General features: G+C 31.8%; 15 protein-coding genes. 9 read left to right on the top strand and 6 right to left on the bottom strand.

Annotated features, from left to right (window positions below):
- Positions 1–17: 17 nt before the first annotated feature.
- A complete protein-coding gene (locus HRU50_RS11560; protein ID WP_296351248.1) occupies positions 18–1,397 on the bottom strand; it encodes a sugar porter family MFS transporter in 1,380 nt (459 codons plus the stop codon).
- A gap of 658 nt (positions 1,398–2,055) precedes the next feature.
- On the opposite strand from HRU50_RS11560, the gene HRU50_RS11555 reads away from it, so the two are divergent.
- From HRU50_RS11555 to HRU50_RS11545, 3 genes are all read left to right on the top strand, one after another.
- Positions 2,056–2,229: a hypothetical protein gene (locus tag HRU50_RS11555; protein WP_296351247.1), complete on the top strand. Its 174-nt coding sequence runs from the start codon at positions 2,056–2,058 to the stop codon at positions 2,227–2,229.
- Between the two features lie 179 nt (positions 2,230–2,408).
- Positions 2,409–4,403: a sensor histidine kinase gene (locus HRU50_RS11550; RefSeq protein WP_296351246.1), complete on the top strand. Its 1,995-nt coding sequence runs from the start codon at positions 2,409–2,411 to the stop codon at positions 4,401–4,403.
- Complete coding sequence (locus tag HRU50_RS11545; RefSeq protein WP_296351245.1) at positions 4,390–5,058, top strand: response regulator; 669 nt, start codon at positions 4,390–4,392, stop codon at positions 5,056–5,058. Before HRU50_RS11550 ends, HRU50_RS11545 begins: the two co-directional genes overlap by 14 nt.
- 237 nt (positions 5,059–5,295) lie before the next feature.
- Here HRU50_RS11545 and HRU50_RS11540 read toward each other — a convergent pair whose 3' ends face one another.
- A complete protein-coding gene (locus HRU50_RS11540) occupies positions 5,296–5,793 on the bottom strand; it encodes a DUF456 domain-containing protein (protein WP_296351244.1) in 498 nt (165 codons plus the stop codon).
- 115 nt (positions 5,794–5,908) lie between these two features.
- Here HRU50_RS11540 and HRU50_RS11535 point away from each other — a divergent pair, with 115 nt between their 5' ends.
- The 4 genes from HRU50_RS11535 to HRU50_RS11520 all read left to right on the top strand — a co-directional run bounded on the left by HRU50_RS11535 (position 5,909) and on the right by HRU50_RS11520 (position 9,779).
- Positions 5,909–6,268 carry a BlaI/MecI/CopY family transcriptional regulator gene (locus tag HRU50_RS11535; RefSeq protein WP_296351243.1) on the top strand — a complete coding sequence of 120 codons (360 nt, stop codon included), beginning with the start codon at positions 5,909–5,911 and terminating at the stop codon, positions 6,266–6,268.
- A 2-nt stretch (positions 6,269–6,270) separates the two neighbouring features.
- The gene (locus HRU50_RS11530; protein ID WP_296351242.1) at positions 6,271–8,061 is read left to right on the top strand and encodes a M56 family metallopeptidase; all 1,791 of its coding nucleotides are present in this window, start codon (positions 6,271–6,273) and stop codon (positions 8,059–8,061) included.
- Positions 8,062–8,077: 16 nt separating this feature from the next.
- Positions 8,078–9,214 (top strand): tetratricopeptide repeat protein, encoded by a 1,137-nt coding sequence (locus HRU50_RS11525; RefSeq protein WP_296351241.1) that lies wholly within the window; start codon positions 8,078–8,080, stop codon positions 9,212–9,214.
- A gap of 88 nt (positions 9,215–9,302) precedes the next feature.
- Positions 9,303–9,779, top strand: a complete 477-nt coding sequence (locus tag HRU50_RS11520; RefSeq protein ID WP_296351240.1) for a hypothetical protein — start codon at positions 9,303–9,305, stop codon at positions 9,777–9,779.
- A gap of 113 nt (positions 9,780–9,892) precedes the next feature.
- On the opposite strand, the gene HRU50_RS11515 is transcribed toward HRU50_RS11520, so the two are convergent.
- From HRU50_RS11515 to HRU50_RS11500, 4 genes are read right to left on the bottom strand one after another with little or no spacing between them, the layout of a single operon-like run.
- Positions 9,893–10,630, bottom strand: a complete 738-nt coding sequence (locus tag HRU50_RS11515) for a Bax inhibitor-1/YccA family protein (protein WP_296351239.1) — start codon at positions 10,628–10,630, stop codon at positions 9,893–9,895.
- 51 nt (positions 10,631–10,681) lie between these two features.
- The gene (locus HRU50_RS11510; RefSeq protein ID WP_296351238.1) at positions 10,682–11,542 is read right to left on the bottom strand and encodes a hypothetical protein; all 861 of its coding nucleotides are present in this window, start codon (positions 11,540–11,542) and stop codon (positions 10,682–10,684) included.
- Positions 11,543–11,598: 56 nt separating this feature from the next.
- Positions 11,599–12,741, bottom strand: a complete 1,143-nt coding sequence (locus HRU50_RS11505) for a glycosyltransferase (RefSeq protein ID WP_296351237.1) — start codon at positions 12,739–12,741, stop codon at positions 11,599–11,601.
- On the bottom strand, positions 12,738–13,706 hold the full coding sequence (locus HRU50_RS11500; RefSeq protein WP_296351236.1) for a lysylphosphatidylglycerol synthase domain-containing protein: 969 nt from the start codon (positions 13,704–13,706) through the stop codon (positions 12,738–12,740). Before HRU50_RS11500 ends, HRU50_RS11505 begins: the two co-directional genes overlap by 4 nt.
- Before the next feature lie 26 nt (positions 13,707–13,732).
- Between HRU50_RS11500 and HRU50_RS11495 the strand changes: the two genes are divergently transcribed.
- The gene (locus HRU50_RS11495) at positions 13,733–14,371 is read left to right on the top strand and encodes a cell envelope biogenesis protein OmpA (RefSeq protein WP_296351235.1); all 639 of its coding nucleotides are present in this window, start codon (positions 13,733–13,735) and stop codon (positions 14,369–14,371) included.
- Positions 14,372–14,429: 58 nt separating this feature from the next.
- The coding region (locus tag HRU50_RS11490; RefSeq protein ID WP_296351234.1) for an energy transducer TonB at positions 14,430–15,147 on the top strand (718 nt) is incomplete at its 3' end.

Raw genomic sequence — 15,147 nt, 5'->3', positions numbered from 1 at the left:
GTTTTATATGATTTGTGTTATTTCCAAATCTCTTCTACCTCCTCAAGTGTTTTTCCTTTGGTTTCGGGTATTAATTTATAAGTAATTACAATTATTATAATAATGAAAAAGATAAAAATGAAATATGGAAGAGATCCATTCCACATGGAGCTTTTATTTAAGTCGCTACCAACAACCATAGGAAAGGATTGAGACACTAAATAATTGGCTGCCCATTGCGCGGCAACCGCAATAGACATAGCGGCACTTCTTATTTTATTTGGGAACATTTCGGATAATAAAACCCAAACAATTGGCCCCATAGATAAAGAGAAAGATGCAATAAATACTAGTATTCCAATTAAGGATAGCACACCAACAGTTTGTTGTTGTAAGGTTACACCTAACAATAAGAATCCTGTAATCATACCAATACAGCCAATATAGATTAATGGTTTTCTTCCAAATTTATCTACAGAATACATAGCAACTAAAGTGAAAATTACATTTATGAATGCTAGTAAAATTTGCTGTTTAAGCACGTCTTCTTGTCCATAGCCCAATGCTTTTTCAAAAATATCTGCACCATAATATAATACAGCATTTATACCAGTAAATTGTTGTAATATTGACAGAATCGTGCCAATTATTATAATACCTAAAAATGGTTTGGTAAATGGATTTACTTTCGCTGCCTCTTCATTTTCGTCTTTCAAAGATTTTTCTATTTCTTTAATGTCTCTTTGAGCACTCTCAGAGTCTTGAATTTTCTCTAATATTTGAAGTGCTTCACCTGTTTTTCCTTTTAAACATAACCACCTTGGGCTTTTCGGCACGAAAAATAAAAGCGCTAAAAATAAGAAACTTGGGATAAGTTCAGACCAAAACATACGTCTCCAACCAATAGAAATATTTTGTTCTTGCGTTAAGTTATTACCAATAAAATACGTGGCTAAGAATACACTAAAAAAGCCAATTACAATGGCAAGTTGATAGTAGGTGACCATTTTACCTCTAATTTTTTCAGGTGCTATTTCAGCGATATACATTGGTGCATTCATGGAAGCGATCCCTATTCCGAGCCCACCAATAATTCTAAAAATAACTAATACGGTCACAGTTTCTGGGAATAAACTTGGTAGCCCAGAGCCATAGGCAGAAATTGTAAATAGAATTGCAGATATAATTAGTGATTTTTTTCTCCCAATTTTAATACTGAGCTTCCCTGCAACAATTGCACCTACAAAACAGCCTAAAAGTGCACTACCAACAACCCAACCTTTTAAGGCATCAGTTAGTTCAAAATATTTACTTAGGTAAAATTGTGCCCCATTGATAACACCTGTGTCATAACCAAATAATAACCCGCCCAAAGCAGAAATAATAGTAATTAGTAAGAGGTATGATTGTTTGCTCATATGATTTAGTTGGAAATTAGTTTTAAATGTACAAATTTAAATTTGTAGCTAACAGTTTTGTAATAATATCAAATATTAATTCAAACATGTTTGTTTTTAAACTATAGTATTATACTTTTGTAACAGAATATGATTATTACGTATTTGTATCTGCAAATACATAAATATAAAAATGTTGTGTTGTGCTCAATTCTATTTAGAGTTGGGTGTTGTAGAAAACTTAAATCGTTGAGTTTTTTGCCAATGAAAGGCTTTCCTTTTCCTCCATGTCACTAATCAATAGAAAAGTGATAAATAATCGGTTGAATCGGGATGCTTTTTTGTTTAAAATATAGTCTTCACCTTTAGATTAAACACAAAAAATAGCGCTAAAAAGCCTGAAGACATGCTTTTTGTCGTTGAAAATATACACTTTATCGATGAAATTGTTTTTTGTTTCATAATAAAGTCTATATTTGAAGTCCCTTGAAACCTCAGAATGATGAGGCCATATTTAATCCATTTTACTTTTAGATTTTATCAAAAAACTTCCCTCGTAAGTTTTAGTACATATTTAGGTTTACTCCTAAAATAGTTAATTATCCATTTTCCTCCCTCAAATGTTGTAGCGATGGTCGCTACGCCAATAATTGTTGACTATTACTTAAACCTATTTCGTATGAAAACTTTAAAAATTACTCTTGCCTTAGTAGCTGTAGCTTTATTAACTGTTTCTGGTGTACAATCAGATAGTACAGTTGTTGAAAACGAAACAAACATTAAAGAAAATTCTGTTAGTATTGACTTATTAGCACACAATAAAACTAAGTTAAGGAAGCCTACTAGAGGATAAGACTCCTTTAAACTTAAGTATAATAATGCCTTTGCTTAAAAAGCAAGGGCTTTCCTGTTTGTAGACAATTTCATTACATTAAATATTTATTTTATTTAAATTTGAGCTAATTCCAGATTCTTTAGATATTGAAGTTTATAACGCTCAAATTTTTCTCTATTTTATTATTTGTTAATTCTGTGTATTGTCAGAATGAAAAAGATAAAATTCTTCTAGATAGTATTTCTAAACTACTTACCTATTCTGAAACAGAAAATCTAGAGCCTAATAAACGCTTTAAAGTTTTACTAGATGCAAAAAGACTAGCTTCTACCTCTAATAATGATTCTGTTTTACTCAAAGTGGAGAAGAATATCAGTTATTTTTATATCGATGTAGACGATATGGATAACTATATTAACAGCAATCATAAGATTAAGCGTTTAGCAACTCAACTCAATGACTCCAAAAGCTTGGCTTACAACTATTACGCTCTTGGTTATGCATATTTTTTTAAGGAAAAGGATAGTGCTTATTATTATTACACTAAAGCAGTTAAGAGCTTTGGAGATCTCAATTTAAGTTTAGATATGTCTGCAGCGCTAGGAGGACTGGCTAAAATACAACTAGATGGGAAGGACTATTTTGGTGCTAGTGAAAGCACTGTTAAAGCGCTAAGATTATTAGATGGAGTGGAGGAAACAAATGAGATACAGGAACAGAAGTGGATTTTATTTTCAACTCTAGCTAGTATATCTGATGAGTTAGATAATATTGAGGAGGCCTTAGAGTATCATCAACAAGCCTATGAGGTGGCGTTGCGTATGGAGGATGATTTTAATAATGGGATTTACACACTTAACAATATTGGTTCCGCAAAACGAAAGCAATCAAAGTATTCAGAATCTGTAGATATCTTTAAAGATCTAGTAGAGAATTATGATCTTAAGGCTGAAGATCCTTCGTTTTACGCTTTGGTATTAGAAAATTTAGCGTACTCTAAATACTTAGGTAACTTAGATAGTCATCAGAATATCAAGAAGCTGTTTGATGAATCCTATAAAATTGCAGATAGTATAAATGACGAATTTGTTAAAATGGGAGCTTGCATTAGTATGGCAAAGTATTTTAAAGGTGTTGGTGAAGAAGCAGAAGCTTTAAAATACGCAAATGAGACTTATCAATTGTCTAAAAAAATAACGGCAAATGATATTTTATTAGAAGTTTTAATGTTACTATCTGAGTTGGAAGACTCTGAATCCTCTGTGAAATATTTAAATGAGCACGTTAAATTGTCGGATAGTTTGCTGAAAGTTGAAAGAAATGTAAGAAATAAATTTGCAAGAATCGAGCTAAAAACTGATCAACTTGAAGCTGAGAATGAGCAAATTTCGAGAGAGAACCTTTATCTCATTATTTTATCTGGAGGCATATTGTTGACAGCCATTCTAATTTATATTTTGCTGTCTCAACGGGCTAAGAATAGAAAGTTGAAATTAATGCAAGTACAACAAGAAGCTAATGAACAGATTTATAATCTCATGCTTGGGCAACAAGACAAGGTAGAGGAAGCAAGAACCTTAGAGAAAAAGCGAATCTCAGAAGAATTACATGATGGAGTTTTAGGACGATTGTTTGGGACCAGGTTAAGTTTAGATAGTATTAATTTTAAAGACGGAAAAGAGGCGATGATGTCTCGCGCAAATTACATAGGTCAACTGAAAGTTATTGAAGAAGATATTAGAAAGATATCCCATGAGTTAAATACAGATTTTGTTTCGGGTGCAGGTTTTATGGATATAGTTACTGAACTCAACGATAATCAATCTCAAGCTTATGGTTTAAAAAATGAATTCAATCATACAGATGATATTAGCTGGGATATAGTGCCAAATAAAACTAAGATTAACATCTATAGAGTTATACAAGAATCATTGCAAAATATCTACAAGCACGCTAACGCCAAAGCAGTAAAAATTAGTTTATCTCTAGAAAATGATGTAATTTGCTTGAGTATCATTGATGACGGTAACGGTTTTGACACTACCAAGAGTAAGAAGGGAATTGGTTTAAAGAATATGACTTCTCGTGTAAAGAGTATTAACGGGGAAATTACCTTTTCATCTCAACCAAATCAAGGTACAGCTATTAACGTTAAAATCCCTTACACCTCGAACACACATGAAACATATTAACATACTCATGGTAGATGACCATCCTATTATTTTAGAAGGCTACCAAAATGTGTTAATGGCAACAAAAGAAGACGACCAAACCTTACTTATTGATACTGCCAATAATTGCGATACAGCACAATTGATGATAAATAGAGCATCTAAAAATACACCTTATGATGTTTGCTTTTTTGATATTAGCCTTCCAGCATCTGAGGATGGTAAATATGCATCAGGAGAAGATCTCGCATTACTCGCTAAAGATGTGCTGCCAAATGCTAAGATCATTATTTTGACCATGTTTAATGAATCATTTAGAATTCATAATATCATAAAGGAAATAAACCCTGACGGCTTTTTAATAAAAAGTGATTTAACATCTATGGAGCTAGCCGATGCTTTCCAACAGATTTTAAGATATCCACCATATTATAGCAGTACAGTGAGTAACTATATAAAGAAAACTATCACTAGTGAAATCTATGTAGATGAAATTAACAGGAAAATATTGCATTTATTATCTCAAGGTATAAAAACGAAAAGCTTAAGAGAGTATATTTCTTTATCAACTAGTGCGATTGAAAAGCGCAAAAAACAACTAAAATTACTCTTTTCGGTATCTGATGGAAAAGACGAAACTCTGCTAAGTGAGGCTAGAGAAAAAGGATTTTTATAAGAAAACTCAAAAAATTGCGGTTTTTTAGGCTGTAAATTTCGGCTTTAAACCCTTGTCATTGCTAAGAATTACGGTTTTTCCGCAACAAGTCTGCGGTTTTACCACAACAAAATATTAAAGTAGAACATTACTTTTAGCATGTCAACAATGATTAATTAATCCCTTAAGTAATTGTTGAGTTAATAGCAAAAAAACTAAACCTGGCTACTCTCGTTGCCAGGTTTTGTGATTTATAGACTAGAACCAACTTGCGTCGTGTTCCATAAGTTTTACGATAAAGAATCCTAAATAAATAACCGAAATCAAAAACTTCATAAAGGTAGAAGCTATAAATCCGAGAAAGGATCCAAAGGCCGCTTTGGTGGCTTTTTTCATATCGTTTCTATGGGTTAGTTCCCCAAATAAAGCACCTAAAAACGGCCCAATAATAATACCAAATGGAATTGGTACTATGATACCGACTATTAAGCCAATGGTTGTTCCGATAACACCAGCTTTACTACCACCAAATTTTTTTGTTCCCATGGCTGGTATCACATAGTCAAGAATCAGAATAATTATAGCCACAATTGCTGTCACAATTAAAAAAGTGTTACTAAGCTCCACACCTTTTGTGAAATGTAAAACTAATAACCCAGCCCAGCTGGTTAATGGCCCAGGAATTATAGGAAGGAAACTTCCAGCAATACCTAATAACATTAATAAAATACCTAAGACGACTAAAAAAAGTTCCATAAAAAACGAGTTTACCAATTAGACTCAAAAAAGGGTGCTTAGTTACATTTTATTAAACTAAGATATTAGTTGTAACTAAAAAATTAGTTATATTAGCAAGGAAAATATTTTGAAAATGAAACAATTAACAAAAGCAGAAGAGGAAATTATGCAAGTACTTTGGCAGTTAGAAAAAGCCAACGTAAAGTCTATTATAGACTTTTTGCCAGATCCAAAGCCTGCATATAATACAGTTTCTACCATTGTAAGAATTTTAGAATCTAAAGGCTTTGTAGATTATGAAAAGCAAGGTAAAGGACATGTTTATTTTCCTGTTGTACAAAAATCTTCTTACAGTAATCAATCAATAAATAAGTTAGTTGATAATTACTTTCAAGGGTCGTTTAAAAGCTTAGTGTCATTCTTTGTTCAAAAAAATGATGTAGATATCAAGGATATAGAATCCATACTGAAAGAGATTAACAAAAATAAATAAGTATGTTGTATAATCTTATCCAAATTGTTGCTTTTCAAGCATTGTTTTTAATCGTTTATGACTTGTTTTTAAGGCGAGAAACGTTTTTCAATTGTAACCGTGCGTATTTATTAATGACTTCAATATTATCCTTGGTGTTACCGTTTCTTAAGTTTCAAAGTATAAGAACATTAACAACCAAGAATGCAGTAATAAGCTTACCAGAAGTTTTTATTGGTAGTGCAACACCATCAAATCTTGATATTGAAATGGCCAACCATGCGGGTATTACCATATATGAGCCAGAAACACCGATATGGCTGTTGATTTTTTATGTTGGAGTAGTATTGGCAGGTTTACTCTTTTTATTTAGGCTTGGCAAGCTATATTGGATAAAGTCCCAAAGTCCTAAACGATGGAATGGTAATATTCTGGTAGTACCAATAATAAAAAGTAGTGCAGCTTTTTCCTTTTTTAATACCATTTTTCTCGGAGATCAAATTTCGGATTCAGAACGACCTACTATTTATAATCATGAAGTAGTCCATGTAAAAGAATTTCATACTGTAGACCTGGTATTTTTTGAATTATTAAAAATTGTCTTGTGGTTTAATCCGTTAGCATACATCTATCAAAATAGAGCAAAAGAGTTACACGAGTTCATTGCAGATTCTAAAGCGATAAAGCATCAAGATAAAATAGACTATTATCAAAGTCTCTTAAGGCAAGTCTTCGATGTTCATCACATGTCATTTACAAATTCATTTTTCAAGAAATCCTTAATCAAAAAACGAATCACTATGTTACAAAAATCCAAATCGAAACAAAAGAACTTACTTAAGTATACTTTAATACTACCATTAGTTTTTGGAATGTTGATTTACTCATCTACTGAGGTAAGGGCTCAAGAGACTATTAATACTGAATCTTCATCCGAAACTCAAGAATTGACTGATGAAGAATTATTAGAAATTTATTACAATGAAATATTAAAAAAGAATGAAGAAGGTGTCGACTTTATGATATTATCAAATTTTGCTGGGATAAGCAATAAAAGTATAGAAAGGTATATAGAGACTAGAGAGAGTTTTTTAAAGCTTAAGGCTTTTACAAAATTTATAATGGAAAGAACATTAGAAAGGAAAAGAGAACAAGCAGTACTAACTGATGAAGACATAGAAAGAACTGAACAGATAATAAAAGGTAAGCATAAATCTTACGTTGATTATCTTGAATGGAAAAAAACTGATGAAGCAAAAGCACATTGGGAATCAATAACTAGTGATGGTGTGCATAGACTTTTTGTAAATGATATGGCAAATAAAACACCAGAAGAGCAAATGGAATTTGACCAAATGTTAAAAGGATTAGATTCAGATGATTTTCACAAAGTGGTAATAACTGATGGCAAATCAATAGCAGTTTTTGAGTCTGTTGAAAATGACGTGACGGATGAAATAGAAATTCCTTTTCATGCAATTGATAATGTACCAAGTTTGGCTGAATGCCAAGACTCTTCAAGTAATGAAGAACGCAAGCAATGCTTTAATGATTTTATCAATGATCATGTAAAACAGCACTTTAATTCTAAGGTAGCAAAAGGTCTTAACGAAGGTCGAAAAAGAGTTTTTGTTCAGTTTAAAATAGCTACAGATGGACACATTAAAGATATTATAGCAAGAGGTCCAAGTAAAGACATAGAAGAAGAAGCCAAACGAGTTATAAAACTATTGCCTAGGCTTATACCTGGAACCTTAAAAGGCAAGTCAGTTACAGTACCTTATTCATTACCTATTTCTTTTGAAGTTGAATAACAATAGCAACAAAATTATGCTTAGATATTTAGTAATACTGTTAGTGTCAATATTAACAGTTAGTAGTGTGTATGCTCAATCTTCATTTAAAGAAGCAGATAAATTGTATGCTCTGGGCAATTACACAAAAGCTATAGAAGTGTATCAATCCTTATCGAGTCAAGATTCGGTGTATCACAAAATTGCGATGGCTTACAGAGCTTTAGGTAATTATGATAAAAGTATAGCTCATTACAAAAAGGCAATACATGCTAATCCAGAAAATGTCATATTTCAATTTGAATATGCCAAACTCTTGCGTCTTACTAAAAAATATATAGAAGCAAAAGACATTTATGAGAGTCTCATAGAATCAGATAGTCTAAATCCTAATTTTCATTACGAATTAGGATTGTTGTTAGAAAAGCAAAGTGATACGTTAGCCATACAAGAGTTTACTAAAGCCTTTGAGTTAGATGACACGCACCAAAAAGCAATATTTAAAATTGCAAAACACCAAATAAGAAAACGAAAATTTAAAGAAGCTCGAGAGCTTGTAAATAAAGGTTTAGCATCTTATGATAGAAATGTTCAACTCATCAGTTTAAAAGCACAATCCTATTATTTTGAAGATTCATACGAGTACGCTAAAGTTTGGTTTAAAAAGCTGTTAGACTTTGGTGAGAATTCAGAATTTTTACATGAAAAATTGAGTATTTGTTATGCTCAGAATTCAGATTATAAAGATGCCATTTATCATAGAAAAGAAGCTTTAAAGTTTAGTCCTAATGATGCAGACGCTATGTTTGTTATTGGGGGTTATTACGAACGATTAAGTAATTTTGAAAAAGCTGAAGAATATTACAGAAGGTCATTATTGTTGAGTGATATCCCTTTAGATAAGGAATACCAAAAGTTAGGTATAGTATTAAATCGACAAAAAAAACATAGAGAAGCTCTAAAACAATTTCAAAAAGCCAAGAAAGAGAATCCAGAAGATATCATGACAGATTTTTTCATATTGAGAACAAAGGATGAATATTACGCAGATATTGATTCAAAGATTAAACTTTATGAAGATTTTTTAGAAGTAAAGAAAGATAATCCATTTAGAATCTTCGCAGAAAAAAGGTTGAAAGAATTAAAAGAAGAAAAATTTCAACAGAAGAAATAAAGCAACCATTTTTAGATTCCCTTTTTTAAAAATCTATTAGAGAGTAAAATAGAAAAATATCGTACATTTCGCTATTAGAAATGCGCTAATGAATCGAATAGTTTTTCTTTTTATTATTATCCTATTTACGTCTTGCAATTATTTTGAAAAGAAAAAGCTGAATTCTGAGGATTTACTCCAAGAGGATTTGAAGACTTTCAACTGGAATGATGTTGACCTTTATCCTAGATTTAGTATTTGCGATGGTATTATAGATAAGTTAGAAAGTAAAGAATGCTTTCAGAATACACTTCTTCTAAGTGTTAATAGCTATCTCGAATCTCAAAACATAATAGTTTCTAATGATGTAAATGATACCATTCGGCTTAAAATAACTATTGATAACAAGGGTAATTTGGTTGTAAATTCTATTACTATTAAACCTGAGACTGTTGCAGAAATTCCTGAAATAGATAGCCTAATGCGCCAAAGTATTAAAGAACTTCCTAATTTACAACCAGCTACAAAACGTGGACAAGAAGTCACTACTTCCTTTGAATTACCAATTGTAGTTAGAATACATTAATCAACTATACTATTCTTTGAGACATTGCCACTGTGTTACACTGATTTACATGTTTTGTTATTGACTAATTAAAGACAAGAAGCTTTGTGATTTTTGCGCATTAACCAGAGAATCTAAAACCGTATGGCAAATTTCTGCATTAATCTTAATACCTCAATATATAACCAAATGAGTGTGGCTAAAAGTCCCCAAGTGGCAATCCATTCTTTATGTTTAGGTGCTTTATTTTTATAGCGTTCTATATAATCAAAATCTAAAAGTAGAGCAAAAGATGCCACAATTGCTGCGAGAATATTAAAGGCGATTGCAAACCAAGATGTTCCCCAGATGTAAGGTTTTATGCCAAAAAGACTAAGAATAAACGAGATGAGGTATACAACCATGATACTAACACAAGCAGATATGATAACACTTCGTAGTTTTTTTGTAACAACAATAATTCTTAGCTGGTACAGCACTAGCATTACAAAAAAGGTAACTATGGTGACACCTATAGCTTGATAAGGTAACTCAGGAAAATTACGATGTGCGTAAGATGAAAAACCTCCTAAAAAGCATCCTTTAGCTATAACATAAAGCGGTACTAAAAAGTATGCCCAGTTTTGTCTTACGGAAATTACTATGCTAATAATTACAGAACCTAGCATACCACCAAGAGTAAACCAACGCATGGGCATTCCTTCTTCATTGAGTTTCCATAAATAGGCTGTAATCACTGATATAACTAATATGCCCAACATTGACTTAAAAAATATGCCAGTAACAGTCATAGTTTTTGAAGACGACTTACCATCATCCCAAAAATAACCATGAAACACAGGATTTGAAGTTCTGAAGTTTCTTAGACTCATGAGTTTATATTTTTCCTGTAGGATTTTGAAAAATTACGAAATCTATGATGCTTACAAATTAAACTTATACCCAACAGAAATATCAGTTGAGAAATTACCTTGGTTGTCTAAAAAAGCACTAAATAATTCACCGTAAATAATAGTGATGTAACTCTTTTCGCCAACTTTAATATCAGAACCAATACCGAATATTAATGGCACGTCAAAAGCAGTGTCACTGATATCACTTTCCATATTGTCTTCATCTAGAATAGTAACATTAGATAAATTGAGTGTGGCCAATTTCACTTGTCCATAAATTGAGAATGTACTTTTATTTATGACTCTATATCTATAACCAAGTGAGAATTCTGTTGTGCTATATTGAAAGTCATCACTTTCTAAAGCATGTCGTAATTGAATAAATCCCGCATGTCTCAGGCTGCTATTTGCTTCTAATAATTCTAATTCAGCACCAAATAGTGGTGTTTTAGTGTTATCCAGGTTTCCAACAAACGGATTATTAGTAATTCCACCAGATACACCTAAGCGCATTAAAATACTTTTATCTGTTGCTTCAAAAGTGTAGTTTGAATCGGCGGATGCATTATATCCATCTAAAAAGCTTTTAAGATCATAAAGTCTTAATTTAAGTTTATTTGTGTCTAGTTGAGTAAGCTCTCGAAGTGTTTTTTTGTATTCTTCGTTGTAATTTTTATCAGTACCTTGTGTATTCTTTAGTTCGATTATGGAGCCATCTTCGGTACGAATAAAATATCGGTAGTTACCATTTATGGTGTTCCATAAAAGATCTAGTTTACCTTCAATTTCAGTCTTTAATTCAAACCTTTCACCATTGATCGTATAGCTTTCTTGACTTATGCTCCATTGAAAACTAAAACATACCATGCATAGGATTACTAAGTATCTCATCTCTAATTACAATTTTTAATGATAAAGTAAAGCTACCAAAAAATATCTAATCAAAATCACTTTCTGTGTGTTCTAGCTTTCCAGTGGTAAGCACGAAATAGTGATAAAATGACGATATAAATACTAAATATTGGATATAAAATGCTACTAGAGATAAAGGAGAGTAGTAAGTGTTCTTGTTTAAAGAATCTTGAGGTTTTAAAAAGTAGTAAAAAGTCAATTGAAAGTTTAATTACTAGTATTGAAATTGCAGTTCTAAAATCAATGTATCCAACCAGAAGTAAAGGCAATAAAAAAAGCATTATAGCATTTGCTATCACTACAATTAAGCCAATACATTTCACTTTCCAATTTTTATTATGGCTTGTTTTAGAAGCCCAACGTAACCGTTGTTCTATCAGCTCTTTAAAAGTATCAACTGGTTTTGTTTGGACAATGGCATTGGTGTTTTTTAAATAATGTACTTTTTTTGCATCTAGCTTCTTTATTTTTTCGAGTAGAAAAATATCATCGCCACTTGCAATATCCGAGTTATCTTCAAAACCATTTACCAGATTAAAGATAGTTTTAGAATAGGCGAAATTGGCACCGTTGCATAAAAAGGGTGCTTTAATTCCGAAGCCACCAATAGTTGTGCCTTGAAGACTTAAAAAATCTAGTGTTTGAAATCTATTAAAAAAAGACGTATTTCCATTATACATTACTGGCGCCGCAATGCAGTTTGTGTCTTGCATTTGTATGAATTCATCAAACGTATCTAACCAGTACTTAGGAACTAAGCAATCGGCATCAGTAGTTATAATCCACTCATATTTTGCAATTGCAACGGCTGAGGTAATGGCGTCTTTTTTTGGAGAAGAAGATGTGCGATGATTTGAAATAATCTTAATGTTGAATTGACAATTCTTAAAAGGTTTGGTGTTGAGTGTTTTTTTTATGAGTGCGATCGAATCATCTTCAGAAGCATCATCTACCATTATAATTTCATATAAGTGTTTTGGGTAGTTTAAGTCGGAAATCGTCTTAAGCAAATTAGGAAGATTTTCGGCTTCATTTCTAAAAGGAATGACCACCGAAAAAGAAGTCTTAGATTTCAAATCTTGAAGCTTAAAATCCTCAACTCTATCAAATCCAATAATTAATGAGCTGATGAGAATAAGGTATACAATAATAACTGATATGACCAAAATTGTTATCATTCGTTCGCAGATGGCAGTTTAAAGTTTATCACATAATAACTGCCAAATAAGCTTGGTAAAGCAAAATTAAGTAGCCACATTATGGTTGTTGTGCTTAAAACTATAAGTTCATTAACCTCAATAAAACTAAATAAAAACACTGCCACACTTCCTTTTACAACAACATCGAATATAGAAATAGACGGAATTATAGAAGCCAAAAAATACATACTTGTAATTACAATCATTGCAGCAAAGTAACTTATGTCAACACCAAAAATTTTAAGCAAATAATAAAATTGAAAAGAAAAGATTACGTATCTCATCAATGAAAAAAATAGTATTTTTAGATGTGTTGATGTGCCTATTGCTTTGACGTGAATAAGCATTTCTCGCATCGAATAACCTTTTACACGCAATGATATTTTTCTAATACCAAAGGCGGTAAGTGAGCCAGCTAAAACAAAGCCAAAAATGATCTTGGTAATTTTAAAATAATCAACTTCAATTGAATAGAAATTCACAAATACAATACACCCAACAATACCGAAAATAGTGGTAATGGCCATTTGAGAAATGTTCCCGATTAAGTTGAGTAATACAATGCGCTTTCTGTATGGTTTTGAAAAGTAAATAGCTTTAGCACCATATTCACCAATACGGTTAGGTGTTATTAAAGAAGCAGTTAGGCCACCTAGACTTTGTTCAATAGCGTCTTTAAATGAAATTTTCTGAAATGTACTGACAAGATGTTTCCATTTCAGAATTTCAAAATACCAATTACAAATGCTTAAGGTCATTAGAATAATAACAGTTTTTAATGAGAATGGATTGTTTTTACGTAAAACCGAAAGAAATTGATTAATATCTAAACGACTGTTTTCAAAAAGTTTGGTATAGATAAAGTAAAGTGCACCAACTACAATACTCAGTTTAATAAGTACAAATAAGAATTGCTTAGTTTTGTAAGGCAGGTTATAGTACATAATACAAATAAACCAAAAACTATCTGATGCAACAATATTTAAAAATCTACCTTTTCTTTTTAAGTCTTGTTTTTTTTGTGTTTCATGGTAACGCACAATTTAAACAATCTAGTAAATGGAAAGCTTTATTTGCTTTAGGGTTTAACAACCCATCGTCTAACGGATTTATTGATGGAGTCTCTGCGCAATCAGTCAATTTTCCGACAGTAAATTTAGGTATTCAGCATATGTTTAAGAGAACGTATGGAGTTAAATTAGATTATGGCTTTAATCGTGCTAAGAATGATGCTGATGCACCTGAATTTAAAATAAATTATTCTAGAGTAAATGTTCAGTTTGTTTATGATCCTACTGAGTTTTTAGGTGTTTTGCCTTATAGATTTAGAACTATTTTGCATGCAGGTCCTGGATTTAGTTTTGTACAACCTTTAGGTGAATTAACAGATAACAAACAATCGTATTTAAATCTTCTCGGTGGTTTAGAATTGCATTATGCGATCAATGAAAAAGTATCACTTTATACAGATATAGCCTATATTTATGGGCTGACTTCACTAGATGATTATGATCCGGTTTTAAGTGGTTTAGGGGCTTTTAATGGTAGTGTATTTAACTTGACTTTTGGTATTGCCGTATCATTAAGTGGTTGTCAATATTGTGATTAATCCGTTTTATGGAATAATAATTGATGCAAACAAAGTTATTAACCAATAAAATATATTCATGCTACAAGAAAAAGTTAATTTAAAATGTAGAACAGCGTTGTTTACATTAGTTCTAGTAACGAATTTTTCGCTATTTGCTCAAGAAAAACCGGTACAGCCTGAAACTGAAGAGGTCGAAATAGAAGAGACCATAGTAGTTGAAGAAAATCTTGAATTAGAAGAACAGTCAGAAGTGCCTTTTCACGTTGTTGAGAGTGTACCTCATCCAACGGTATGTGAAGGTGAATCAACAAATGACGATAAGAAAAGATGTGTCATAGAATTTATTCAAAAACATGTTGCAAGAAATTTTGATCTAAATATGACAAGTCAATTAGATTTACCGTCTGGTATGAAACGAATTTTTGTTCAATTTAGAATTGATCAATCAGGAAAAATTATTGATGTAAAAGCAAGAGCACCACATGTTAAGCTAGAAATAGAAGCGAAACGTGTTATAAAGGCATTACCACAGTTTATTCCTGGTAAGCAAAGAGGAGAGAATGTGGTTGTGCCTTATACTCTACCAATTACATTTGAAGTTGCTGGTAGTACAGAAAAAACAACCTCGCCAGAACCCCTAGAACCTATAGATGTTTATTCTGAAGATGTGGAAATTGTTGAAGTAGAGGAAGTAGAGGCAGTAGAGGAAGTAGAGGAAGAAAATCCAAATGTTCCGTTTGCAATAATTGAAAATCCACCGCATCCTTCTAAATGTGCAATAAAAAGGACATCTA

The organism is Winogradskyella sp., from assembly GCF_013213835.1.
Classification (GTDB): Bacteria; Bacteroidota; Bacteroidia; order Flavobacteriales; family Flavobacteriaceae; genus Winogradskyella.
The sequence above is the reverse complement of the archived record's forward strand: the minus strand, read 5'-3'. Positions and strand labels throughout refer to the sequence as shown.

Coding starts and splice junctions, on each gene's coding strand:
- HRU50_RS11560 (WP_296351248.1), bottom strand. CDS start 1,397: ATGAGCAAACAATCATACCTCTTACTAATTACTATTATTTCTGCTTTG.
- HRU50_RS11555 (WP_296351247.1), top strand. CDS start 2,056: ATGAAAACTTTAAAAATTACTCTTGCCTTAGTAGCTGTAGCTTTATTA.
- HRU50_RS11545 (WP_296351245.1), top strand. CDS start 4,390: ATGAAACATATTAACATACTCATGGTAGATGACCATCCTATTATTTTA.
- HRU50_RS11540 (WP_296351244.1), bottom strand. CDS start 5,793: ATGGAACTTTTTTTAGTCGTCTTAGGTATTTTATTAATGTTATTAGGT.
- HRU50_RS11535 (WP_296351243.1), top strand. CDS start 5,909: ATGAAACAATTAACAAAAGCAGAAGAGGAAATTATGCAAGTACTTTGG.
- HRU50_RS11530 (WP_296351242.1), top strand. CDS start 6,271: ATGTTGTATAATCTTATCCAAATTGTTGCTTTTCAAGCATTGTTTTTA.
- HRU50_RS11525 (WP_296351241.1), top strand. CDS start 8,078: ATGCTTAGATATTTAGTAATACTGTTAGTGTCAATATTAACAGTTAGT.
- HRU50_RS11520 (WP_296351240.1), top strand. CDS start 9,303: ATGAATCGAATAGTTTTTCTTTTTATTATTATCCTATTTACGTCTTGC.
- HRU50_RS11515 (WP_296351239.1), bottom strand. CDS start 10,630: ATGAGTCTAAGAAACTTCAGAACTTCAAATCCTGTGTTTCATGGTTAT.
- HRU50_RS11510 (WP_296351238.1), bottom strand. CDS start 11,542: ATGAGATACTTAGTAATCCTATGCATGGTATGTTTTAGTTTTCAATGG.
- HRU50_RS11505 (WP_296351237.1), bottom strand. CDS start 12,741: ATGATAACAATTTTGGTCATATCAGTTATTATTGTATACCTTATTCTC.
- HRU50_RS11500 (WP_296351236.1), bottom strand. CDS start 13,706: ATGTACTATAACCTGCCTTACAAAACTAAGCAATTCTTATTTGTACTT.
- HRU50_RS11495 (WP_296351235.1), top strand. CDS start 13,733: ATGCAACAATATTTAAAAATCTACCTTTTCTTTTTAAGTCTTGTTTTT.